This window comes from Dietzia sp. IBK-p2-16D (genome assembly GCF_057773085.1).
In genome coordinates this window covers 25,901-49,452 of record NZ_JBYMTL010000004.1, presented here as the reverse complement: position 1 = coordinate 49,452, position 23,552 = coordinate 25,901, and the positions used below count along the sequence as shown (strand labels likewise).

The window sequence follows — 23,552 nt, the reverse complement described above, 5'->3', positions numbered from 1 at the left end:
GACGACGAGGTGATCGTCCGGCCCGACCGGCGGACGGGCTGGTCAGCGGCCGCGGACGCCGAGGCTGCGGGGCCGGTCGGAGACGGACGTGATGGCACGCACGGAGCGGATGGCCCGTAGGGGCGCGGCGGTGGCCTCGCGGATGCCCGGGACCGACGCCGGGATCACCACCGGGGACGCCAGTGCCGGGTCGAGCAGCATCGCGGTGGGCGTCTCCTCCGAGCCACCGTTGATCCCGCAGCACAGCCTGTACGCGTCCTCGTCCCGCCAGATATTGACCCAGTGGACCTCGAGTCCCTCCCGGGCGGCCCGGCGGCGCAGTGCCGACGAGTACGGGCATCCCGGCCGCCAGAGCACCACCACGGCGCGGCCCGCGGCGGCGACCGACCGGACGGCCTGGAGCGGCTCGTGACCGGAGGCGCGCAGCGGGGAGTTCCACAGGGCGAGCAACAGTGACCCGACCAGGACCGCCGCGGCCAGCGGTGCGCCGTGACCGAACCCGATCAGCGCCCACGCCGTCGCACACCCGAGCGCCAGGACGGCGGCGGGGCCGAACCAGTGGCCGGGGACGAGCTCCCGCCCGGCCCGTGCGAAGGGGTGGGTCACGCGGATGACCATACGCCTCGCCGTTCGCGGCGTGGGGTCTGCTTCGCCACATCTGTGATCTGACAACGACTCTGGTTGCCCCGGGCGGTCGCGCGGTAGCGTCTGTCACATGACGGATTCGCCTCCGCCCGGCGCGGCCCCCTCCCCGGGCACCCGCAAGGTGCGGGACCTCACCGGACCGGGGATCACCACGGCGTTCGGCATGGAGGGGACGGACCTGGGAATCCTCGCCCGCACCCCGTCCGGCCGCCTGCTCGCGGTGTTCGGCGACACCTTCGCGGGCGCCGGGATGGGCGCCCCCCATGTGGGGAGGCCGCACCCGGGCATCGCGCAGTGCGCCCCCACCACCGAGGAGCGGCCCGGGCCCGGGAACCCGGACTGGCGCTCCCCCGTCGGGTTGTACTCCGATGCCACCGAGCCGTCCGGGGGACTCAGGTGGTCGGAGGCCGCCGGGCCGGGCCCCCGGGACTACGCCGCCCAGTTGATCGACTACGTCCACGGCCGCGGCTGCTCGACGGTGCTGCCGAGTGACGTACTGACCGTCGGCGACACGATGTACCTGCACGTCATGGTCAACGAGGGCCTGGGCACCGTCACCCGCACCCGGATCCACCGCTCGACCGACGACGGCCGGACCTGGGAGCCCACCGGGGCCGAGTTCTCGCCCCGCCTGGAGGGCGGTCATCGTCAGCTGTGGACGTGGGAACTCGGCGGCGACGGGTTCGTCTACGTCCTGTCCACCGGGTTCCAGCGGGACAAGGGTGTCATCCTCATGCGGGTCCGCGAGGAACACCTCGCCGACCCCGACCTCGGCCGCTGGCAGACCTGGGGCTTCCGCAAGGGCGCCTGGGGGTGGGGCAACCCCACCACCATCGTGCTGCCCGGCCGGATCGGCGAGATGTACCTGCGCCGGTGTGAGGACTTCTGGACCCTGACCTACTTCAATGCCGAGCACTACCGCATCGACTGCCTGACGTTCCCCCACATCGAAGCCGACCTGACGGACCGGTCGGTCACCGCGCACACCACGCTGTTGCCCGGGAGCGCGTGGGGCGACGAGTCCGACGGCACCGATCCGGATTCCGGGCCCGCCCGCGTCGCCCAGCTCTACTGCGGCTGCCCGGTGCCGGGGTCCACACCGGAGGAGTGGCACTTCGTGGTGAGCCAGTGGAACACCCACGACTCGGCCGCCGGTCGGGCCGGGTGGCCGTACCGGTCCATGCAGTTCGTCGGCTCGATCCCGCGCCCTCCGGGCGTCCGAGCCCGCGCAACCGCTACCGATGTCCCGGCCGGGGACATCTAGGCCCAGGGCAGCGGCCCCAGCTCGCGCTCGGCCCACCGACGCACCGCGGCGCGGTCGCGCACGTCGAGCCCGGTGGTGTCGACCTCGATCGCGTCGGGCCACGGCGCCGCGGCCGCGAGCTGGGCGTCCAGCACCTCCACCGTCGCCTCGGACGGGTCGGTGCCCGCGCTCGCCCGCCCGGTGATCCGCCGCACCAGCTCGTCCCGGGGCGCGGTGCACGCGATCTCCACCAGCTCGGCGTGCGCGTCCGCGGCTGCGGTCTCGGCCTCCGCGCGTCTCCGCGGCTCGAGCCAGGTGGCGTCCAGCACCACGCTGCGCCCCTGCGCGAGCATCCCGGCCGCGCGGGCGAGCATCTCCGCGTAGACCGCCTCGACGGCCTCGTCCGAATACCTGTCAGGGGCGGCCGCGGCGGGGCCGGGTGCGGTCGCTCCGGCAGCGGCGACCTCACGCCGGACCACGTCGGAGCGCAGCAGCTCCGCCGAGAGCGCCTCGGCCAGCGGCGCCGCCAACGTCGACTTCCCCGACCCGGACACCCCGCCCACCAGCACCAGGCGCACGCGTCCGCGCAGGAGCGCGTCGACCGCCCGGTCCGCCAACAGCAGTGCCCGCCGGGCCTCGGCGCCGGCGGCACCGTCGGTGGTCTGCCCGGCCCGGATGGAGGTGACCTTGGACCGGACCAGGGCCCGGTACGCCATGTAGTGGTGGACGAGCGAGGACGGCGCGTCGTCGCCGGAGAAGTCGCGGTAGGCCTCGAGGAGGACGACGGCGAGGTCCCGCGCCCCCGAGGCGTCGAGGTCAATGGCGAGGAACCCGATGTCCAGCATCGCGTCGCCGAACCGGAGCCGATCGTCGAACTCGAGGCAGTCGATCACCCGCGGTCCGTCGTCGGTGAGGTAGACGTCGGCGGCCAGCAGGTCCCCGTGGCCGTCCACGATCCGGCCGGCCGCCACGCGCGCCTGCAGCAACGGGCCACGTCCGCGCAGGAAGTCGGACGACAGCACCTCGATGTCGTCGACGATCTCAGGGGCGTCCCCGCCGACGTCGAGGCGGCGCAGGTGGTCCAGGGACTCCGCCCACAACCGCGCCACGGCGCCGGGGGACCCCGCCGCGTCGATCTCCTCCGAGCGGGGGCTGGCCGCGTGCAGGTGGTCCACCTGCCGGGCGACCTCGCGGAGCCCGGCCACGAGGTCCGGATCGCCGCCCCCGGTCCGGCCGCCCTGCCGGGATCGCACCAGCGCGGCGAGGCTCCGGTGCGCCGGGAGCCGACGCATCCGCACCACGTGGTCGATCACCTCGCCGTCGGGTCCCCTCACCTCCAGCACGCCGGTGTACACGTCCGGGGCCAGCCGACTGTTGAGCTCGACCTCGCGTCGACTCTGCTCCGCCCGGGCCTCGACCGTGGTGTTGTCCAGGAACCCGAGATCCACCGGTTTGCGCACTTTGTGAGCCTCGTCACCCCAGAGGATGATGAGCGCGCTGTGGGTCTCGACCAGGGTCGGCGGACCGGGCGTCGCGGGAGCGGAACCTCCGGGGGCGGTCATGGACCCAGCCTAGGCAGGCACGACGCCGCCCGTGGACGCTCGGGCGGACCCGTCCCGCCCGCCTGAGAAACGTGAGTGACCGGAGTGTTACATCAAGGCGCACTCACGTTTCGGACCCCTTGCGCTCTCGGCACCCGCTTGTAGTGTCGCCGACGCACCTCGCTTCCGACCGAGGTGCCCGCGATGAGAGACATCGGGGTCAATGCAGATCGGAGACGTGCTCTATGACGAACACTCACCGGAAGACCACCAATCGCACCACCGCGAAGATCGCCGCCGTCGGCGCGTTCGGACTCGGTGCCGCCATCGCATTCCCGGGCCTCGCCGCCGCGCAGACCGAGGCCCCCACCGATCCCACCGCCAGCCTCGCCGAGATCGCGGGCGAGGACGGCAGCCTCCAGGGCGCCCTGGGGACCGACGTGGACCTCGACCTGGGCAGCCTGGCCGTCAACCTCAACCTCGACGCGGAGACCCCGAACCCGGGCTCCGTCGAGCTGGGTAGCCTCGGCGTCTCCCCGAACACCGGCAGCGCGCTGGTCGACGGCGAGTCCGGCTCCGGTTCGGCCGAGGAGGAAACCCAGACCGGTGCGGCCACCGGGTCCGCGGGTGAGGACGCCACCGAGACCGAGACCGCTGACGACAGCGGCTCCTTGGACCTCGGCTCGCTGGGCAGCGGCGACGAGGCCACCGATGACACCGCCGGCGTCGCGACCGCCGCGGTGACCGAGGAGGCTCCCGCCGCCAGCGGTTCGCTCGGCTCGGGTGACGAGACCACCGACGAGGCCCCCACCGACGAGGCTCCCGCCGACGAGACCGCCACCGAGACCGGGTCGCTCAGCGGCTCGCTCGCCGGCCTGAGCTCCGGCGCCGAGGACGAGGCTCCGGCCGCGGACGTCGACCCCGACGCAGCCGCTGAGGCCACGGGCACCGGCTCGCTGGGCTGATACGCCACCCGGCGCACCGGATGCGCCTTCCCGGCCCGGGATCGTGACTCTCCCCCTCACGATCCCGGGCCGTCGTGTGTCCGCCGACACTCATGGGGGATGATGCAGGTGTGACGATCGTCGTGGCCTGCGGGGCCTTCAAGGGCTCCCTCACCGCTATCGAGGCCTGCCATCACGCGGCCGAGGGCGCGCGTCGGGCGCACCCCGACACCGATGTGCTCGAACGGCCCGTCGCCGACGGCGGGGGCGGCAGCCTCGAGGTGATGGTCGCGGGCGGCGCCCGCACCGTGCCGGTCACGGCGTCGGGGCCGACCGGCGAGCCGGTCGAGACCTCGTTCGCCGCCGTCGATCCGGACACCGCGTTCGTCGAGATGGCGGACGCCTGCGGCCTGCTACGTCTGCCCGGCGGACACGCCCGCCCCCTCGAGGCGTCCAGCCGCGGCGTCGGCGAGGTCATGCTGGCGGCATTGCGATCCGGCCGCGGGAACATCCACCTGGGCATCGGCGGCAGCGCCTCGACCGACGGCGGCACCGGGATGCTCTCCGCCCTGGGGGCGCGCTTCCTGGACTCCTCCGGTGCGGAACTGCCCGACGGCGGCGGCGCCCTGGTGCACCTGGACCGGGTCGACCTGGACGGCCTCGACCCGGCCGTCCGCGCCGCCCGCATCCGCGTCGCCTGCGACGTGGACAACCCCCTGCTCGGCCCACTCGGTGCGGCCCGCGTCTACGGACCGCAGAAGGGCGCCACCCCGGACCAGCTGGAGGACCTCGAGGCCGGACTGGCCCGCCTGGTCGAGGTCCTGTGCGCCCAGGGGCTCGACGTCGACCCGGACGCGCCCGGTTCCGGCGCGGCCGGCGGGGTCGGCTTCATCGCCCGCGAGCTGCTCGGCGCCTCCCTCGATCCCGGGTTCGAGGTGCTCGGCACCCTCACCGGTCTGGAGGACGTCCTGTCCGCCGCCGACCTGGTGGTCACCGGGGAGGGTCGGCTCGACGACCAGACCATGCACGGCAAGACCCCGATGGGAGTGGCGGCCCTGTGTCGCTCCCACGGCGTCCCCGTCGTCGCGGTGTGCGGTCGTCTGGACCTCGAGGCCGACCGGGTCGCGGAGGCCGGGTTCGCGGCCGCTGCGGCGCTCACCGAGCGGGAACCCGACCTGGCCCGCTCCATCGCCAACGCGGGTCCGCTGCTCGAGGACGTGGCCGCCGAGGTCGTCACGCGCATCCTGCCCTGAGGCGGCCCCGGCCCTCCCGCGCGAGCGGTCAGCCGATCCGCGAGCGCAGTTCCGCCACGCCGCCCATGAGAACTCCTCCGTCCGCGGCTGGGGTGGTCTCATCGAGCTGCCCCACCCGACGGTGTGGTCCATGATGGAACCGTCCCCGCCCCCTCATGGAGGTCGACATGCGCAGATTGCTCCTCGGCGCGCCCCTGGCCGCCCTGGCCGCGGTCGCGGCCACGGACCTGCGGCAGACCCGCTACCCGATCCTGCGGACGTTCCCCGTCCTCGGACACGCCCGCATGGCGCTGACGGCCATCGGCCCCGAACTGCGGCAGTACATCGTCGCGAGCAACGACGAGGAGCGTCCCTTCACCCGCGACCAGCGCTCCTGGATCTACGAGTCCGCCGAGTCCCGGGGGACCACCTTCGGGTTCGGTACGGACAACGACATCGAGTTCCTCGAGGGCTACCCGATCATCAAACAGCGCACCTTCAGCGACGTCGCGCTCTCCGCCCACGCGCACTCCGGGCAGCAGCTCCCGCTCCCTCCCGCCAAGGTGCTCGGCGGTGCCCGCGGCCGGGCCCGCGCGTTCCGGCCGGACTCGCTGGTCAACATCTCGGCGATGAGCTACGGGTCGCTCTCCGCCCCGGCCGTCGAGGCGCTCAACCGGGGCGCCGCCCTCGCCGGGGCCCTCCACAACACCGGGGAGGGCGGCCTGAGCCCCTACCACCAGAACGGCGCGGACCTCGTCTTCCAGATCGGCACCGCTTACTTCGGTGTCCGCGACGACGCGGGCCGGTTCGACATCGACAAGCTGATTGCCCTGACCGAGAAGCACCCGATCCGGGCGGTCGAGATCAAGCTCTCCCAGGGCGCCAAGCCAGGACTCGGCGGGCTGCTCCCCGCCGCGAAGATCACCGAGGAGGTCGCCGCGATCCGCGGGATCCCGATGGGCGAGGACTGCGCGAGCCCCTCCCGGCACACCGCGTTCGACGACGTCGACTCGATGCTCGACCTCGTCGAGGAGATCGCCGACCGCACGGGGCTCCCCGTCGGCATCAAGTCGGCCGTCGGCGACATCACCTTCTGGGAGGAACTCGCCACGGCGATGATCCCGCGCGATCGCGGCGTCGACTTCATCACCATCGACGGCGGCGAGGGCGGCACCGGTGCCGGGCCGCTGGTGTTCACCGACGCGGTGTCGCTCCCCTTCCGCCTCGGCTTCCCCCGCGTCTACTCCGTGTTCGCCGAGGCGGGCCTGACGGACGACGTGATGTTCATCGGCGCCGGCAAGCTCGGCATCCCGGAGAACGCGGTGGTCGCGCTCGCGCTGGGGGTGGACATGATCAACGTGGCCCGGGAGGCCATGCTCTCGGTGGGGTGCATCCAGGCGCAGAAGTGCCACACGGGCGGCTGCCCCACGGGGGTCGCTACCCAGAACCCATGGCTGGTGCGCGGGGTGGAGCCCACGGCGATGGCCGAGCGCTGCTCCAACTACATCCGGTCGCTGCGCCGCGAACTCGTCAAGGTGGCCGGCGCGGTCGGCGTCCCGCATCCCGGCCTGATCGGACCGACCGACGTCGAACTGGCCCGCGGCACCCGGGACTCGCACACCCTCGCCGAGATCTACGGTTACGGCGAGAAGTGGGGACTTCCCGGTCCGGACGACGCGCGGGCCGTCACCGACATCATGGTCGCCGCCGGCGTCGCCGAGCACACCGCGGCGATCACCCCACCGGGCATCGAGCCACGCGACCAGTCGTGATGTCCGCGCGGGTCAGGTCTCGGCCACCCCGGCGCGCAGCATCCCCAGCTCGCGGTTGAGATTGGCGTGGGCCTGCTTCTCCCACATGTCGCGGCCCGCCCGCGTGCGGAACACGGACCTGCGCTCGAGCAGCCCCTCGAGCGCGGCGACCCGCCCGGCGACGAACCTCTCGCCGGGCACGTGCGCGAACTCGTGCCGCACGTCCGCGGCGTAGGTGTCGTAGGTCTCCGGGTCGGCGCCCAGCACGGCGAGGTCGGCGTCCGAGAGCACGGCCCCGTTGAGATCGCCGTCCTCGACCCGGTGTCCGCCCATCAGCCGGACCAGTCTCGCGACCTCCTCGACGGGCGCGGCCGGGTCGAGCCGCTTCTCGGCCAGTACCGCCGACTTCTCGTTGTTCTCCGCGCCGGCGGGATCGAACACCGCCGCGTGCAGCCAGCCGGCCAGCCGGACCGCCGTGGAATCGAAGGTCTCCCCGTCCGCCTCGAGCGCGTCCACGGCGCGGAGCACGGCACGCAGGTGAGTCTCGTTGTGGTAGCGACGCTGCGGTTCGTTCCAGCGTTCCAGCAGGTCAGCGCGAAGATCGGGCGTGAGGAACTCGACGGGGGCGTCGAGTGGGTCAGCGGAGGCCGTGCGATCCGTGTCCATGGTCGGACTCTACCGCCGAACCCCCGCCGATCCGGGCCGGATCGGGCTACTCCTCCAATTCCGAACCGGGTATCGGCGGGAACTCCTCGAGCGCGGCGAGCTCGCCGGGATCGAACGTGCGGGCCCTGGACAGGAACCGCTTGCCGGTCGGGTTCTCGAGACTGAACCCCGAGCCCCGGCCCGGGATCGCGTCCAGGACCATCTGCGTGTGTTTCCAGGTCTCGAACTGGGAGCCCGAGATCCACACGCGCACCCGGGGCGCCGCCGACTCCGATCGGCCGCTGACCTCGTCGTCGTCGTCCCCTGATCCCACCGGCGCCGGGCCCAGGTCCAACTCCCCCACCAACACGTCACGCTGGCCCACGCGGAACTCACCGTCGGGGTAACACATGGGTGCCGATCCGTCGCAGCACCCGCCGGACTGGTGGAACATCACCGGGCCGTGTCGGCCGATGAGCTCGCGGAGCAGTTCGACGGCCGGCCCGGTCGCCACGACCCGCGGAGGGAGGTCGGCGGGCGCACCCTCCGGCGGGAGCGCACGCGCGACGATGCGCACGCTCCCGCCCGAGGGCAACCCGCACACGTTGTCCATCAGAAGAAGCCCTGCGGCTTGCCCGAGTAGCTCACGAGCAGGCACTTGGTCTGCTGGTAGTGGTCGAGCATCATCAGGTGGTTCTCGCGGCCGATGCCGGACTGCTTGTAGCCGCCGAACGCCGCGTGGGCCGGGTACTGGTGGTACGTGTTGGTCCACACGCGGCCGGCCTGGATGGTGCGGCCTGCGCGGTAGGCGGTGGTGCCGTTGCGCGACCACACGCCGGCGCCCAGGCCGTAGAGCGTGTCGTTGGCGATCATCATGGCGTCGTCGAAGTCGGTGAACGAGCTCAGGCTCAGCACCGGCCCGAAGATCTCCTCCTGGAACAGGCGCATCTTGTTGTGGCCGCGGAAGACGGTCGGCTGCACGTAGTAACCCCCGGCCAGGTCACCGTCGAGTTCCGCGCGGCCACCGCCGGTGAGCACGTCCGCGCCCTCCTGCTTGCCGATGTCGATGTAGGACAGGATCTTCTCCAGCTGGTCGGAGGAGGCCTGCGCGCCGATCATCGTGTCGGTGTCGAGCGGATTGCCCTGCGTGATGCGGTTCGTGCGCTCGATCGCGAGCTCGGTGAACTCGTCGAAGATCGACTTCTGCACGAGCGCTCGAGACGGGCAGGTGCACACCTCGCCCTGGTTGAGGCCGAACATCGCGAAGCCCTCGAGCGCGGCCGAGCGGAAGTCGTCGTCGGCGTCCATCACGTCCTCGAAGAAGATGTTGGGGCTCTTGCCGCCCAACTCGAGGGTGACGGGGATGAGGTTCTCGGAGGCGTACTGCATGATCAGCCGGCCGGTGGTGGTCTCGCCGGTGAACGCGACCTTGCGGATGCGCGGGTTGGAGGCGAGCGGCTTGCCGGCCTCGGTGCCGAAGCCGTTGACGACGTTGACCACGCCCGCCGGGATGAGGTCGCCGATGACCGACATGAGGAACAGGATCGAGGCGGGGGTCTGCTCGGCCGGCTTGAGGACGACGCAGTTGCCGGCGGCCAGGGCGGGGGCGAGCTTCCACACCGCCATGAGGATCGGGAAGTTCCACGGGATGATCTGCCCGACCACGCCGAGGGGCTCGTGGAAGTGGTAGGCCACCGTATCGTCGTCGATCTGGGAGATGCCGCCCTCCTGGGCGCGGATCGCGCCGGCGAAGTAGCGGAAGTGGTCGATCGCCAGCGGGATGTCGGCGTTCAGGGTCTCGCGGATCGCCTTACCGTTGTCCCAGGACTCGGCCAGGGCCAGCTTGTCGAGGTTCTGCTCCATCCGGTCGGCGATGCGCAGCAGCACCAACGAGCGCTCGGCGGCGGAGGTGGCGTTCCACGACGGGGCGGCGGCCCACGCGGCGTCGAGCGCGGCCTCGATGTCCTCGGCGGTGCCGCGCCCCACCTCGCAGAACGCCTGACCGGTGATCGGGGTGACGTTCTCGAAGTACTCGCCCTTGGCGGGCGCGACCCACTCGCCGCCGATGTAGTGATCGTAGCGGCTCTCGTAGGACATCACCGCGTCGGAGGAACCGGGCTGGGAGAAGACGGGCATCGTGAGCACCTTTCGCGTACCGGGGGACGCCGGCCCACGCGGCCGGCGACTGTGATCCGGGACACTATCGGCGCGGGGGTTGCACGCACGTTGCACGCCGCGGGGCGGGGACGGCGAGTCGCGACGACGACGAGGGCGGTCAGGCCCCCAGGCGGTCGTCCAGCACCCGGTACACCGAACGGGCCGAGGAGGTCGCCGCCGCGGACAGGCCCGGCAGCGACCCGAGCACCCGCCATCCGTCGGGATCCTCGCGACCGGGACCGGCGACCCAGTTCCGCAGGGCCTGCGCTGACCCCGCGGCCAGCGCCGCGGCACGCACCCGCGCGTGCAGCTCCTCCCGCAGGTCGACCACGCCCGGGGCGTCCGAGCCCGGCAGCAGCGGCCCGGGATAGGCGGCCACGGCGGCGGCCACGTCGGAATCGACCAGGCCGGCGACGTGGGCGGCGTCGGTCTCCAACACCCCCGGGGACAGGCGGTACGGCCGGGAACCGATCACGTCCGGACCCAGGACCCGCCGCAGCCGCGACATCTCCGCGCGGATGCTCACCTCGTCGAGCCGGCCCGCGGCGAGCAGTTCGGCCAGGGCCCCGCCCGACAACCCCTGCGGGTACGCCGAGAGCAGGACGAGGATCTCCGCGTGCCGACGGGTGAGCGGGCCGAGTCCGGCCAACGTGGGACGCAGGGTCCCGAGCGCCTCCAGCCGCCGCACCCCACCGGTCGGCGTGGACCTCAGCTCCGCCTCGGCGAGCAGGGCGGTGGCCCTGACCAGCGCCAACATCTCGGCGGATGCGGCGGAGTCGGTCCCGGTCACGTCGATGCCGCCGATCACCCGGCCCGTCAACGGGTCGTGGACCGGCGCGGCCGAGCAGCTCCACGAGTGCGCGGGAGCGAGGAAGTGCTCCTCGCCCCGGACCCGCACCGGGACGTCGTGCCGGATCGCCAGGCCCGGGGCGTTGGCACCCACCGCGTCGTCGCTCCACAGCGCGCCGGGGACGAACGCCATCCGTTCCGCGCGGGTCCGCACCCCGCGGTCCCCGTACAGCCACAGCAGTCGACCGTCGACGTCGGCCACCGCGACCAGATGCCCGCTGTCCACCACCCCGGCGACGAGGATCTTCTCGACCACCGGGAGCACCGCCGCCATCGGGTGGCCGGCGAGGTGCGCGGACAGGTCGACTCCCTGCAGATCGACCGGCGGGTCCACCCGTTCCGGGTCGATCCCCCGCCGTCTGCTGCGCTCCCGCGACTGCGCCACGAGCGCGTTGATCGCCGCCGGCGTCCCTGCCGTCATGACGCCAGTGTAACGGGAATCACACAACCTGACGCATCCCTCATAAACAGATCTAAATAGACCGTGTTCGACACAGCACGGAGATGGGCCTCTACACTTGCTAGTGATACAGGCCACACATGACCTAAGGATCGCGATGACGACCGAGTTCGCCACCCCTCCCGCCGCAAAGCCCTTCCCTGTCCAGAACCTGTCGAGACTGGTGTTCAGGAACGCGGAGGAGGCCCCGAACGACGTCGCCGTGATCCGACGCGTGGGCACCGACTGGAAAGAGGTCACCTGCGCCCAGTACCTGGAGGACGTCAAGGGCGTGGCCAAGGGCCTCATCGCCCGGGGCGTGAAGCCGGGCGACCGCATGGCCATCATGAGCCACACCCGGTACGAGTGGTCCCTCATCGCCTGGGCGGCCTGGGCGGCCGGCGCCGTTACCGTCCCGATCTACGAGACCTCCTCGTCCGTCCAGTGCGACTGGATCCTCACCGACTCCGGGTCGACCGTCGCGGTGGTGGAGAACGCCGAGCTGCGCGAGGTGCTCACCGCAGAGACCGACTGGCAGGGCGACGTCCTCGTCATCGACGACGACCTGCTCGGCCAGCTCACCGAGGCCGGCCGTGACATCACCGACGAGCAGCTCGAGCAGGCCTCGGTCGCCGTCGGCCTCGAGGACGCCTGCGCGATCGTCTACACCTCCGGCACCACCGGCAACCCCAAGGGCTGCGAGATCCTGCACGGCGGGTTCGGCAACATGGTCGTGGCCGTGGAGGAGCAGCTGGAGGACGCGTTCGTCCCCAACAGCCGCACCCTGATCTTCCTGCCCCTGGCCCACATCCTCGCCCGGGTCCTCGAGGTGACCTGCTTCTACAAGCGCGTCGCCGTGGCCCACGAGCCCGACACCACCAAGGTCGTCGAGCGTCTGGCGGAGATCCACCCCACCTTCCTGGTCTCGGTCCCCCGCGTCCTGGAGAAGGTGTACAACTCCGCCGCCGCCAAGGCCGAGAACGCCGGCGGCGCCAAGGCCAAGATCTTCAAGGCCGCCGTCCAGACCGCCATCGACTACTCCAAGGCCATCGAGGGCGGCCGCACGCCGTCCCGCGGCCTCGCGCTCAAGCAGAAGCTGTTCTCCAAGCTCGTGTACTCCAAGCTGCACGAGGCCCTGGGCGGCGAGTGTGATCGCATCATCTCCGGCGGCGGCCCGCTCGGTGCCCGCCTCGGCCACTTCTACCGCGGTGCCGGCTTCGACCTCCTCGAGGGCTACGGCCTCACCGAGACCCTCGGGCCCATCACCGTCAACCGGCCGTACAACGCCCGCGTCGGCAGCGTCGGCACGCCGATCCCCGGTGGAGCCATCCGGATCGCCGAGGACGGCGAGATCCTGGTCAAGGGCAACGCCCTGTTCAAGGGGTACTGGCAGAATCCGAAGGCCAACGAGGAGGCGTGGAGCGGCGACTGGTTCCACACCGGTGACATCGGCGAGCTGGACTCCGACGGCTACCTGTCCATCACGGGCCGCAAGAAGGACCTCATCGTCACCGCCGGCGGCAAGAACGTCTCGCCGTCGCAGCTCGAGGACCTCCTCACCTCCGACCCGCTGATCAGCCAGGCCATGGTGGTGGGCGACAACCGCAACTACATCGCGGCGCTCGTCACCATCGACCCGGAGACCTTCCCCGCGTGGCGGGACAAGCACGGCAAGACCGGCGAGGTGAAGGACCTGCTGCAGGACGGCGACCTCGTGGGCGCCGTCCAGGACGCGGTGGACCGCGCCAACAAGTCCGTCTCCCGCGCGGAGTCCATCCGCAGGTTCAAGATCCTCGAGCACGAGTTCACCGTCGAGGGCGGCGAGCTCACCCCGACGCTCAAGCTCAAGCGCAACGTCGTCCACGACCGCTTCGGCAGTGACATCGACTCGCTGTACACCGACGCCTGATACGACCGACGCCTGACACTCAAGCCACGAGGGCGCCCGGACCACCACGGTCCGGGCGCTCTCGTCATTTCCCGTCGTCGGCGCACACCCGCCGAAATCCCGCCGGGCCGGTCCCGCGAGGGTCTCCATCACGTACACTCACGGATAGACAGACCTGTTCATTCTTCAGAACGGAACCCACAAATGGCGCAGATCTACTCCGACATCAGCGAGACCATCGGCAAGACCCCGCTGGTCCGTCTCAATTCCCTGACCGACGGGCTGCAGGCCACCGTCCTGGCCAAGCTCGAGTCGGCGAACCCGGCCGCCAGCGTCAAGGACCGCATCGGCGCCGCCATCATCGACGACGCCGTCGCGTCGGGCGGCCTCAAGCCGGGCGGGACCATCGTCGAGGGCACCTCCGGTAACACCGGTATCGCCCTGTCCATGGTCGCCGCGGCCCGCGGTTTCAAGGCCGTCATCGTCATGCCCGACACCATGTCGGTCGAGCGTCGTGCCGTCATGCGCGCCTACGGCGCGGAGCTCATCCTCACCCCCGGTTCCGAGGGCATGAAGGGCGCGGTCGCCAAGGCCGAGGAGATCGCCGCGACCCGCGAGAACGCGGTCCTGGCCCGCCAGTTCGCCAACCCGGCCAACCCGGACGTCCACCGTCGCACGAGCGGCCCGGAGATCTGGAACGACACGGACGGCGAGGTCGACATCTTCGTGGCCGGCATCGGTACCGGCGGCACCATCACCGGCGCCGGCGGGTACCTCCGCGAGCAGAAGTCGGACGTCCAGATCGTGGCCGTCGAGCCCAAGGACTCCCCGCTGCTCACCGAGGGCAAGGCCGGACCGCACAAGATCCAGGGCCTGGGCGCCAACTTCGTCCCGGAGATCCTCGACCGGGAGATCTACGACGAGGTCATCGACGTCACCCTCGACGACTCGCTGGAGATCGCCAAGCGCCTCGGCAAGGAGGAGGGCATCCTCGCCGGCATCTCCTCCGGTGCGAACGTCTGGGCGGCGCTCGAGGTGGCCAAGCGCCCCGAGAACGCGGGCAAGACCATCGTCGTGATCGTGTGCGACTACGGCGAGCGCTACGTCTCCACGATGCTGTTCGAGGACTACCGCGACTGATGTCGGCCGACTCCGACCGCCCGGTGGGGTTCCTGCGCACCCTGCGTGAGGACCTCGCCGCGGCGCGCGCCCACGACCCGGCCGCCCGGGGCGACGTCGAGAACGCCGTCGTCTACTCCGGTCTGCACGCGATCTGGATCCACCGGCTGTCCCACCGCATGTGGAACTCCGGCGGCGTCGGTCGAACCGCCGGACGCGTCCTCGCCCAGTTCGGCCGTTTCCTCACGGGGATCGAGATCCATCCCGGCGCCACCATCGGCCGGCGGTTCTTCATCGACCACGGCATGGGGGTCGTCATCGGGGAGACCGCGGAGATCGGTGACGACTGCATGCTCTACCACGGCGTCACCCTGGGCGGGGTCTCGCTCAAGCAGGTCAAGCGGCACCCCACCCTGGGCGACCGCGTGACCGTCGGCGCCGGCGCGAAGATCCTCGGCCCCGTCGAGATCGGTGACGACTCGTCGGTCGGCGCCAACGCCGTCGTCGTCAAGAGCGCCCCCGCCGATTCCATCGTCGTGGGCGTCCCCGGTGAGGCCCGGCCCGCCAAGTCGACCAAGGAGGAGCTGCGCGACGCGCAGTTCTACATCGACCCGGCGATCTACATCTAGCCCGATTCCCATCGAGAAGACCGTTCCGCACGCATCGCCCGAGTGGCGGCGTGCGGAACGTCCTTTTCGATGACGCCGAGCTGGCCCCGAGCCCACGCCGAGCCGGCCCCGAGCCGCCGCGCGCCGGACGGGCTAGGCTCGGCCACTGTGCGATCGCTCCCCACCACCGTCTGGCTGCGCGGCCCGCTGACGCTACTGGCCCTCGCGTCGGTGGTCATGGTGTTGCGTGCTCCCGACGAGCGGACGCCGTGGTGGGGTATCACCGGCAACTTCCTCGACGTGAACGTCTATCGCTGGGGCGGGCACGCGGTGCTCAACTCGATCCCGCTGTACGAGGGGTTGCTCACCGGGGACGACTCCGGGCGATTCTATCCGGAGATGCCGTTCACCTATCCGCCGTTCTCCGCGGTGCTGTTCACGCCGCTGGACCTGGTGACCCCGCGACTCATGGAAGCGGCGTGGCTCGCACTGACCCTGGCCCTGCTCTACCTCGCGGTCCGGATGTGTCTGCGCGCGCTCGACTACCGCCCGGACCGGGTCACCGCCCAGGTCTCGGTGTGTCTGGCACTCATCGCCCTCTCGACGGAACCCGTACGGACCACGGTGTGGTTGGGCCAGATCAACATCCTCCTCCTGGTCCTGGTCCTGGCCGACCACCTCGCCTGGAGGTCGGGCCGCCGGTGGGCGGGCATCGGGTCCGGCCTGGCGGCCGGCGTCAAACTCACCCCGGCGTTCTTCTGGGCGCACTGGATCCTCACCGGGCGCTGGCGGATGGCCCTGACCTCCGGTGCGGCGTTCCTCGGCACCGTCGCGCTCGGATTCCTGCTGATCCCCCGCGACGCCTTGCGCTACTGGTCGGGAACCCTGTTCGAGTCCCAGCGGATCGGTCACGACGCCATGCTGGCCAACCAGTCGCTGCGGGGCACGATGGCCCGTCTGGCCGGTTCCGAGATGGCGCCCACCTGGGCGTGGCTGCTCGGCGCCGCCGTGGTGGCGGTCATCGGTCTCGGCGTCGCGGCGCTGGCCCACCGCGCCGGGCACCAGCTCCTCGCCCTGACGGTGGCCGGGCTGACGATGACCATGGTCTCCCCGTTCTCGTGGGGCCACCACTGGGTGTGGTTCGTGCCGCTGCTCGTGCTGGCCGTGCACTACGCGGTCACCGCCCGGCGCTGGTACCTCTGGCTCCTGCCGCCGCTGCTCTGGGCCGCGTGCGCGAACTGGGTCCAGAGCTTCCCCGACGTGAACTTCCCCGACGATCGCTGGGTGGCGATGGGCCTGTTCATGCTCGGCGGTGACATCCCGCCGGTCGTCTACACCGTGTTCACGAATGTCTACCCACTGGTCTGGCTGGTGGCGGTGGTGCTCACCGCCCTCCTGCTCCGGCGCTCCGGCAGCGACGGCGCTAGGCTGCGCGACTATGGGACGGCGGACGACGCGTCACCCCGCGCGCAGGATCCTCGCCGCGGGTGACACCAGGCGGGAGGTGGCGACGCTCGCCGTCGAGGAACCCCTGGAGATCAGGGTGGGCGGTGAGCCGTTCGTCGTGACCATGCGGACCCCGGGTGACGACATGGACCTCGCGGCCGGCCATCTGGTCTCCGAGGGGGCCGTGTGGCACCGGGATCACCTGCCCGAGATCTGCTACTGCACCACCGTCAGCGGCCGGGCCGAGCAGGACTACAACACCCTCACCGTGACCGTGTCGCCGGACATCCCCACGCCCCGCTCCGCGCGGGCCTCCACCATGAGCAGCGCCTGCGGCGTCTGCGGCGTGGACTCGATCGACGAGGTCCGGCGCGCGACCCACTTCCCCGCCGAGCCGGCGGAGCCGCTCGTCGGCGCCGCGGTCCTCCTGTCGCTACCCGACCGGCTCCGCGATCACCAGCGGGTCTTCGACAAGACGGGGGGAGTCCACGCGGCCGGCCTGTTCTCCCCCACCGGCGAGCTGCTGTGCCGTCGCGAGGACGTGGGGCGGCACAACGCCGTGGACAAGGTCGTCGGCTGGGCGTTGCGCGAGGGACGGCTGCCGCTGCGCGGGACGATCCTGCAGGTCTCCGGCCGGGCCTCGTTCGAGCTCGTGCAGAAGGCGTCGATGGCGGGGATCCCGGTGCTGTCCGCGGTGAGCGCGCCGTCGTCGCTGGCGGTCGAGCTCGCCGCGGAGACCGGCGTGACCCTGGTCGGCTTCAGCCGGGGCGACCGCGCCACGGTCTACACCCACCCCGACCGCGTCGTCGACTGAACCCGCCCGATCGGGGTGCCCTCGCGCGAGTAGCCGGTCAGCGACCCGCCTCGGCCGGTTCGTCGGTGGCGAGGGGGTCACCGAGCGCGACGTATCCGCGACCGGGCGCGATGAACAGCAGCAGGACCGCGGCACCCGCGGCCACCATCCCCAGGGCGAAGAGCGCCGACGAGATGCCGTCCGCGAAGATCCCGGCGGCCGCGTCGACCACGGCCTGCCCCGCGGGCCCGGCCGCGGCTCCGAATTCGCGGGCGCCGGCAAAGGAACTCTCGACCGCCTGCCGGCCGGCCTCGGGGACGTCGGGCAGGACGTCGACGATCCCGGCGGCGTAGCGCCCGGCCAGGATGCTGCCCGAGAGCGCGATGCCGATCGCGGCCCCGACCTCGCGCATCGCGTCGTTGACGGCGGCGGCCACGCCCTGTTCGTCGGACGGGATGTCCGAGACGATCGCCGACGTGGCCGGCGCCGTCGACAGCCCGAGCCCGATACTCGCGACGAGCATGGGCCAGAGGATGTCCCAGTACCCGGAGTCCACCGACAACCGGGAGAGGAACACCATCCCGGCGGCGATGGCCCCCACGCCCGCCACGGACACCGCCCGCAGTCCCACGGCCGCGGTGAGGCGCGGGGAGAGCAGCGAGAAGACCATCACCGGCACGACCATCGGGGCCAGTGCCAGCGAGGCGGACAGGGCGTCGTAGTCCTTGACCAGCTGGAGGAACTGCACGATGAGCAGGAAGAACCCGAAGATGGTGAGGAACTGCAGCGCCACCGACACCGAGCCGGTGGTGAACCCACGCCGGCGGAAGTAGCGCACGTCGAGCAGGGGGTCCGCGACGCGCAGCTCGACCAGGACGAAGGCCACGACGCTCACCGCCGCCACGCCGAGCGCCCCGATGACCAGCGGCTCGGAGAAACTGGTGTGCGCGCCCTCGATGAGCCCGAACACCACCCCGCCCACGGCGAGCGCGGAGAAGACCGCCCCGAACACGTCGGGCCGCCCGACGCGGGAGGCCACGGACTCCCCGATGGTGAAGGCGGCCGCCAGGACGACCAGGCCGATGACGGCGTAGACGCCGAAGATCGCCTTCCAGGTCCACACCCTGAGCATGAGCCCGGAGCCGAGCAGGCCGATGATGCCGCCGACCCCGGCGAAGCCGGCCCACAGCCCCACGGCCGCCCCCCGGCGATCCGAGGAGAAACTGGCCGTGAGCAGGGACAACGTGGAGGGCATGACGAAGGCGGCGCCGACGCCGGCCACCGCACGGAGCATGATCACCCACAGCGGCGAGTCCAGCCACAGGGGCAGCGCCGAGGAGACGGTGAACAGGGCCAGGCCCACGATGAGCGTGGCCCGGCGGCCGAAGCGGTCCCCCAGCGCACCGGCGGTGAGGACGAGCGCCGCCAGCGCCAGCGTGTAGGAGTCGACGATCCACGTCAGCTCGGCCTGGGTGGCACCGATGTCCACGGCGATGTCCGGCAGGGACGTGTACAGGGCGGACATCGTGGCCACCACCAGGGACACGGCCACGAGGTTGACGACCAGCAGCCACCGCCGCCGACCCGTACTCAGCTCCAACACGTCTGCCCCCGCTCCCCGGAAACGATACCGACGGTATCGCATGGTGTGCCCACCCTAGCGCACCGGGCAGGCCACAATGGAGCCCATGTCGACCCCGGATCCGCGGCGCGCCCGCTCGCAGAGCAAGCTGCTCGACGCGGCGTCGTCCCTGTTGCTCTCGGGCGGGGCGGCGGCGGTGACCGTGGACGCGGTGACCCGGATGTCGGGCGTCGCCCGGACCACCCTCTACCGCAACTTCCCGTCGACGGACTCGCTCATCGCCGCGGCGTTCCGGCGCCTGCTCCCCACCCCGACGCGCCCCCCGGCCGACCTGCCCGTCCGGGAACAGCTCGTGCGGTTGGCCGCGTCGATGACGCAGCTCATCCAGGGCGCCCCCCTCCAGCAGTCGATGTTGGGGTGGCTGGCGATGGGCCGCCACGCCGGGGACGACGACGAGGTGGGCCTCCTCCGCCGCAGCGTGGTCGAGTCGTACACCGAACCGCTGCACGCCGTCCTCTCGGACGCGGAGGAGTCCGGGGCCCTGATCCCCGGCGACCGCGACCTGGCCGTGGCGCAGCTCGCCGGCCCCGTCGTCCTGGCCCGCATGATCGGCCTGCGCCCGTACACCGAGCAGGACGTGGAGAGGCTCGTCGACGACTTCCTGCGCGGCCGCCTGGTCGAGGACGCCGGATGACGAGCAGCGGCAGCGACCCCACGAGCACCGTCGGCGCGATCGTCCTCACCGGCGGTCGCGCGAGCCGTCTCGGCGGGATCGACAAGGCGCGACTGGCGGTGGCGGGTCGGCCAATGGTCGAGGCGGTTCTCGGCGCCGCCCGGGCGGTGGCGGGCCCCGTCCGCACGGTGGGCCCCGGGGGCGACACCCGCGAGGATCCGCCCCACTCGGGACCCGTCGCCGGGATCGCCGCGGGACTGCGGGCGCTCCCGCCGTCGGTCGACCTCGTCGTCGTCACCGCCTGCGACCTGCCCGATCTCGACGCCGCCACCCTCCGCTCCCTCCTCACCGCCCTCCGGCCCGCCACCTCCCCCGCCCCCGGCGCCGCACTCGCCGTGGACGCGACCGGGCACGACCAGTTCCTCCTCGCCGCGTGGGACCGCCGCGCCCTCGCCGCGCGCCTGGCCGCCCTGGAGACCTCCGGCGGCGTGGGCGGACGACCGGTTCGAACCCTGTACGACGACGAGGAGGTCGTCCGCGTCCCCGTGGGCGGACTCGCGCGGGACGTCGACACCTGGGCCGACCTGGCCGCACGCGGGCCGGTCGCGCTCCCACACGTGGGGGCTGTCCTGCGCGCCGGGCTCACCGCGTTGCCGGCGGTCGCACGGCCGCCCCTGGCAGCCGTCGGGGCGGTACTCGCGTCGCCGCTGGTCGCCGTGGACCCGATGCCGCGGGGGCCGGTGTCGGCGATGGACGGCTACGCCCTGGCCGGACCCGGCCCGTGGCGGCTGGCCGGGGCCGCCCGCCGCGCCGGGGACGGTTCGTCCGCGACACTGGCGCCCGGCACGGCGGCGCCCATCGCGACCGGCGCCCTGGCCCCCGCCGGCTGCGATCGCGTGCTGCGGCACGAACTGGTGACGGTGACCCCGGCCCGCACCGGCCCCCCGGTGGTCACCGCACTGCCGGGGGGCGACGGGGTGAACGACCTCCGGCCCGTCGGTGAGGACTGGCCGGTCGGACACGAACTGGCCCCTGCGGGCGCGGTGCTCGACGCGGCACTGGCCTCCGCGGCCCTGTCCGCGGAAGTCACGGAGGTCCCGGTCCGGGGACCCGTGCGGGCGACGCTGGTCACGACCGGCGACGAGGTCCTGCCCGCCGACGCGCCCTCGCCGCTGCCGCCGGGCCGGATCCGTGACACCGTGGGCCCGCTGCTCGGGGCGGTCCTGGCGCGGGCGGGGTTCGCCGGCGTCGGACCGCCCGGGCACTGCCCGGACACCCCGGCCGCGGTCGACGCCCTGCTCGGCGGCGGCTCCGACTCCGTCGACGCGACGCCCGGCGACGTGCTGGTGCTGGTGGGCGCCACCGGCCGCGGGGTGGCCGATCTCCTACGCCCGGCCCTGGCGCGCGCGGGTGCGCGGATCGTCCTCGACGGGGTCCGCGTCCGCCCGGGGGGGTCGCAACTCGTGGCCGTTCTCGCCGACGGTCGCGTCCTGTTGGCATTACCGGGCAATCCGCTGGCGGCGGTGTCCGCGGCGGCGACCACGGGTCGCGCGCTGGTCGACGCCCTCACCGGCCGTCAGCGCACACCGGTACTGACGTGCGTTCCCGGGGTGGCCGAGCTGGCGGCCCCGCACCGCTCACGGATCCTGCCCGCCCGGCCGGACGGCGCCGGCGGCTGGCACCTGACCGGCCGCGTGCGCACCGCGCACCTGGCGGACCTGGCGGGCGCGCCGGCCCTGGCCGTGGTGCCCGAGGGCGGAGGCGCCGGGGCCGGGGCCGGGGCCGACGCCGACGCCGCGGCCGACGACCTCGTGGAGATCATCGACTGGTTCTGATGGCCCGGGTCGGGCGTTCCCGCAGGTCGGAGGGCGGCCCCAAATGACCAGTTCAGAAGGTATTTGAGATCACCGGCATCAAATACACCCGGCGAGCTCGCAATATGGCACGCTCGGCGTTGTGCAGCTGTCCCGGTCCTCCGATCTCGCGCTCCGCGCCCTCATGCGCCTCGCCGTCGCCGACGAGCGTGGCGACCGCATGACCGCCGCGGCGATCGCGGAGTCGGTGAACGCCTCGACCTCCCACGTGGCCAAGATCGTCTCCCGGCTCGTCGACCTCGGCCTCGCCGAGTCCCGGCGCGGCCGGGGCGGGGGGCTCGTCATCACCGAGGCGGGCCGGCACGAGTCGGTCGGGACGCTGCTGCGCGAACTGGAGGGCCCCGGCGAGGTCGTCCAGTGCGAGGGCCCGACGCCCTGCCCGCTCGCCGGCAACTGCGGTCTGCGACGAGCTCTCGTCGACGCTCGCGAGGCGTTCTTCACCGCCCTCGACCCCCTCACCGTCGAGGGCATCGTCCGGGCACCCACCCGCCAGGTGTCACTCAGCCTCGCCACCGCCCCACGGCCGGACCCCGGCCCGGGGTCCTGACCACCCGCTCGCCACATCACCCCCACCCCACATCACACCCAACCCACAGTCCGGCGCCCACGGTGCCCGGGCCACCCCGTCGCGCCCCGGTCCGCCCACACCGGGCTCCGGCGCCGTCACCCGAAGGAGATCCCCATGACCACGTCGCTCACCACCCTGGAGTCGATCCTCGCGCACCCCCGCGAGCTGTCCGAGGAGCACGCCACCGTCATCCGCGCGACCCTGCCGGTCATCGGCGCCCACATCGACGAGATCACACCCGTCTTCTACCGGACGATGTTCGCCGACAACCCCGAACTCCTCCGCGACACCTTCAACCGCGGCAACCAGAAGCTGGGCGCCCAACAGCGCGCGCTCGCGGCGTCGATCGCGACCTTCGCCACCCTGCTGGTGGACGGCCGGAGCCCGGTCGACATGCTTTCCCGGATCGGGCACAAGCACGCCAGCCTGGGCATCACCCCCGACCAGTACCAGGTGGTCCACGACTACCTCTTCGGCGCGATCGTGGAGGTGCTGGGTGAGGCGATCACCCCGGAGGTCGCGGCCGCGTGGGACGAGGTCTACTGGATCATGGCCGCCGTCCTGGTGGACTTCGAGAAGGCCCTCTACGCCGAGGCCCAGGTGGAGCCGGGGGACGTCTTCCGCACCGCCACCGTGATCGCCCGCGAGGACGTGACGGACTCGGTCACCGTGATCACCCTCGGTGGCCCGGACGGCGAGCCGCTGCCCGACTTCCGCCCGGGTCAGTACACCTCCGTCGGCGTGGTCCTGCCCGACGGCGCGCGTCAGCTGCGCCAGTACTCCCTGTCAACGGCACCGGGCGACGGCACGTGGCGCATCGGCGTCCGCCGGGTCGACGCCGAGGTCCGGGGCGGGCTCGGCTGCCCCGCCGGCGAGGTCTCGGGCTGGCTGCACGCCCACGCCGACGTCGGCACGACGATCCAGGTCACCCTCCCGTTCGGCGACCTCGTCCTGGACGCCGCCGGGATCGGCGGCGACCGGGACGCCGCGCCCGTGGTCCTCTGTTCGGCCGGGATCGGCATCACCCCGATGCTCGGGATGGTCGCCCACCTGTCGGCGACGGAGGACACCCGTCGCGTGCTCGTCCTGCACGCCGACCGCTCGCCGGCCGACCACGTCCTCGCCGAGGAGGTCGCGGGCGAGTCCTCGATGCTCGCCGACGCCGACGTGCACACCTGGTACGAGCAGGGTGCGGACACCGTCGCCGGGCCGGGCGCGGTCCACCCGGGGTTCATGGACCTGGCGGCGGTCGAGCTCCCCGAGGGGGCACACGTCTTCCTCTGCGGGTCGACCGGCTTCCTCCAGTCACTGCGCCCGCAGTTCCTCGAGGCCGGCGTGCCCGCCGAGCGGCTCCACGCGGAGCTGTTCGCCCCGAACGACTGGCTGGTGTAGTCCCGCCGGCGTGGGCCCGGATGAGCTCTGTCCGGGCCCACGCGCCGCCCGAAAGGCGCGTCGCGGAGTGTATTTGACCTGTAACAACTCGTGGGCGTGTGGACGAACTCGCAGACGCTCGTCGGCGATCTGGCAGACACTCGGGGTCCGGGCGGTTCCCCCT

20 protein-coding genes are annotated in these 23,552 nt (G+C 72.4%); 13 read left to right on the top strand and 7 right to left on the bottom strand.

What is annotated here, in order from left to right:
- Positions 1–42: 42 nt before the first annotated feature.
- Positions 43–606, bottom strand: a complete 564-nt coding sequence (locus AC3DE3_RS10070; RefSeq protein WP_260486350.1) for a thioredoxin domain-containing protein — start codon at positions 604–606, stop codon at positions 43–45.
- 109 nt (positions 607–715) lie between these two features.
- Between AC3DE3_RS10070 and AC3DE3_RS10065 the strand changes: the two genes are divergently transcribed.
- The gene (locus tag AC3DE3_RS10065) at positions 716–1,909 is read left to right on the top strand and encodes a glycoside hydrolase family 183 protein (protein WP_488369861.1); all 1,194 of its coding nucleotides are present in this window, start codon (positions 716–718) and stop codon (positions 1,907–1,909) included.
- Here the strand turns inward: AC3DE3_RS10065 and AC3DE3_RS10060 are convergent.
- Positions 1,906–3,450, bottom strand: a complete 1,545-nt coding sequence (locus AC3DE3_RS10060; RefSeq protein ID WP_488369860.1) for a bifunctional aminoglycoside phosphotransferase/ATP-binding protein — start codon at positions 3,448–3,450, stop codon at positions 1,906–1,908. The two genes, AC3DE3_RS10065 and AC3DE3_RS10060, sit on opposite strands and share 4 nt — an antisense overlap.
- Before the next feature lie 224 nt (positions 3,451–3,674).
- Here AC3DE3_RS10060 and AC3DE3_RS10055 point away from each other — a divergent pair, with 224 nt between their 5' ends.
- The 3 genes from AC3DE3_RS10055 to AC3DE3_RS10045 all read left to right on the top strand — a co-directional run bounded on the left by AC3DE3_RS10055 (position 3,675) and on the right by AC3DE3_RS10045 (position 7,377).
- On the top strand, positions 3,675–4,394 hold the full coding sequence (locus tag AC3DE3_RS10055; RefSeq protein WP_488369858.1) for a hypothetical protein: 720 nt from the start codon (positions 3,675–3,677) through the stop codon (positions 4,392–4,394).
- A gap of 110 nt (positions 4,395–4,504) precedes the next feature.
- A complete protein-coding gene (locus tag AC3DE3_RS10050) occupies positions 4,505–5,626 on the top strand; it encodes a glycerate kinase (protein ID WP_260486346.1) in 1,122 nt (373 codons plus the stop codon).
- A 167-nt stretch (positions 5,627–5,793) separates the two neighbouring features.
- A complete protein-coding gene (locus AC3DE3_RS10045; RefSeq protein WP_488369857.1) occupies positions 5,794–7,377 on the top strand; it encodes a glutamate synthase-related protein in 1,584 nt (527 codons plus the stop codon).
- A 12-nt stretch (positions 7,378–7,389) separates the two neighbouring features.
- Here AC3DE3_RS10045 and AC3DE3_RS10040 read toward each other — a convergent pair whose 3' ends face one another.
- The 4 genes from AC3DE3_RS10040 to AC3DE3_RS10025 all read right to left on the bottom strand — a co-directional run bounded on the left by AC3DE3_RS10040 (position 7,390) and on the right by AC3DE3_RS10025 (position 11,428).
- Complete coding sequence (locus AC3DE3_RS10040) at positions 7,390–8,022, bottom strand: HD domain-containing protein (RefSeq protein ID WP_260486344.1); 633 nt, start codon at positions 8,020–8,022, stop codon at positions 7,390–7,392.
- A 46-nt stretch (positions 8,023–8,068) separates the two neighbouring features.
- Entirely contained in the window at positions 8,069–8,614 is a 546-nt protein-coding gene (locus AC3DE3_RS10035; RefSeq protein WP_260486343.1) for a DUF779 domain-containing protein, read from the bottom strand.
- The gene (gene exaC / locus AC3DE3_RS10030; RefSeq protein WP_488369856.1) at positions 8,614–10,137 is read right to left on the bottom strand and encodes an acetaldehyde dehydrogenase ExaC; all 1,524 of its coding nucleotides are present in this window, start codon (positions 10,135–10,137) and stop codon (positions 8,614–8,616) included. Before exaC ends, AC3DE3_RS10035 begins: the two co-directional genes overlap by 1 nt.
- Positions 10,138–10,276: 139 nt before the next feature.
- Positions 10,277–11,428 (bottom strand): GAF domain-containing protein, encoded by a 1,152-nt coding sequence (locus AC3DE3_RS10025; RefSeq protein ID WP_488369855.1) that lies wholly within the window; start codon positions 11,426–11,428, stop codon positions 10,277–10,279.
- Between the two features lie 136 nt (positions 11,429–11,564).
- Between AC3DE3_RS10025 and AC3DE3_RS10020 the strand changes: the two genes are divergently transcribed.
- From AC3DE3_RS10020 to fdhD, 5 genes are all read left to right on the top strand, one after another.
- Complete coding sequence (locus AC3DE3_RS10020) at positions 11,565–13,355, top strand: AMP-dependent synthetase/ligase (RefSeq protein WP_488369854.1); 1,791 nt, start codon at positions 11,565–11,567, stop codon at positions 13,353–13,355.
- Between the two features lie 183 nt (positions 13,356–13,538).
- On the top strand, positions 13,539–14,474 hold the full coding sequence (gene cysK, locus AC3DE3_RS10015; RefSeq protein WP_488369853.1) for a cysteine synthase A: 936 nt from the start codon (positions 13,539–13,541) through the stop codon (positions 14,472–14,474).
- On the top strand, positions 14,474–15,082 hold the full coding sequence (gene epsC, locus AC3DE3_RS10010) for a serine O-acetyltransferase EpsC (protein ID WP_396118771.1): 609 nt from the start codon (positions 14,474–14,476) through the stop codon (positions 15,080–15,082). The genes cysK and epsC overlap by 1 nt, the downstream gene beginning before the upstream one ends.
- A gap of 147 nt (positions 15,083–15,229) precedes the next feature.
- A complete protein-coding gene (locus AC3DE3_RS10005; protein WP_488369852.1) occupies positions 15,230–16,552 on the top strand; it encodes a glycosyltransferase 87 family protein in 1,323 nt (440 codons plus the stop codon).
- On the top strand, positions 16,500–17,321 hold the full coding sequence (fdhD, locus tag AC3DE3_RS10000) for a formate dehydrogenase accessory sulfurtransferase FdhD (RefSeq protein ID WP_488369851.1): 822 nt from the start codon (positions 16,500–16,502) through the stop codon (positions 17,319–17,321). The genes AC3DE3_RS10005 and fdhD overlap by 53 nt, the downstream gene beginning before the upstream one ends.
- A 37-nt stretch (positions 17,322–17,358) precedes the next feature.
- On the opposite strand, the gene AC3DE3_RS09995 is transcribed toward fdhD, so the two are convergent.
- Positions 17,359–18,903, bottom strand: a complete 1,545-nt coding sequence (locus tag AC3DE3_RS09995; protein ID WP_260486336.1) for an MFS transporter — start codon at positions 18,901–18,903, stop codon at positions 17,359–17,361.
- 85 nt (positions 18,904–18,988) lie between these two features.
- Here AC3DE3_RS09995 and AC3DE3_RS09990 point away from each other — a divergent pair, with 85 nt between their 5' ends.
- The 4 genes from AC3DE3_RS09990 (at position 18,989) to AC3DE3_RS09975 (ending at position 23,389) form a co-directional block, all read left to right on the top strand.
- A complete protein-coding gene (locus AC3DE3_RS09990; RefSeq protein WP_488369850.1) occupies positions 18,989–19,576 on the top strand; it encodes a TetR/AcrR family transcriptional regulator in 588 nt (195 codons plus the stop codon).
- Positions 19,573–21,390: an NTP transferase domain-containing protein gene (locus AC3DE3_RS09985; RefSeq protein WP_488369849.1), complete on the top strand. Its 1,818-nt coding sequence runs from the start codon at positions 19,573–19,575 to the stop codon at positions 21,388–21,390. The genes AC3DE3_RS09990 and AC3DE3_RS09985 overlap by 4 nt, the downstream gene beginning before the upstream one ends.
- Positions 21,391–21,511: 121 nt before the next feature.
- Positions 21,512–21,976 (top strand): RrF2 family transcriptional regulator, encoded by a 465-nt coding sequence (locus AC3DE3_RS09980; RefSeq protein ID WP_488369848.1) that lies wholly within the window; start codon positions 21,512–21,514, stop codon positions 21,974–21,976.
- A gap of 135 nt (positions 21,977–22,111) precedes the next feature.
- Positions 22,112–23,389 carry a globin domain-containing protein gene (locus AC3DE3_RS09975; protein WP_488369847.1) on the top strand — a complete coding sequence of 426 codons (1,278 nt, stop codon included), beginning with the start codon at positions 22,112–22,114 and terminating at the stop codon, positions 23,387–23,389.
- The last annotated feature ends 163 nt before the right edge of the window (positions 23,390–23,552 follow it).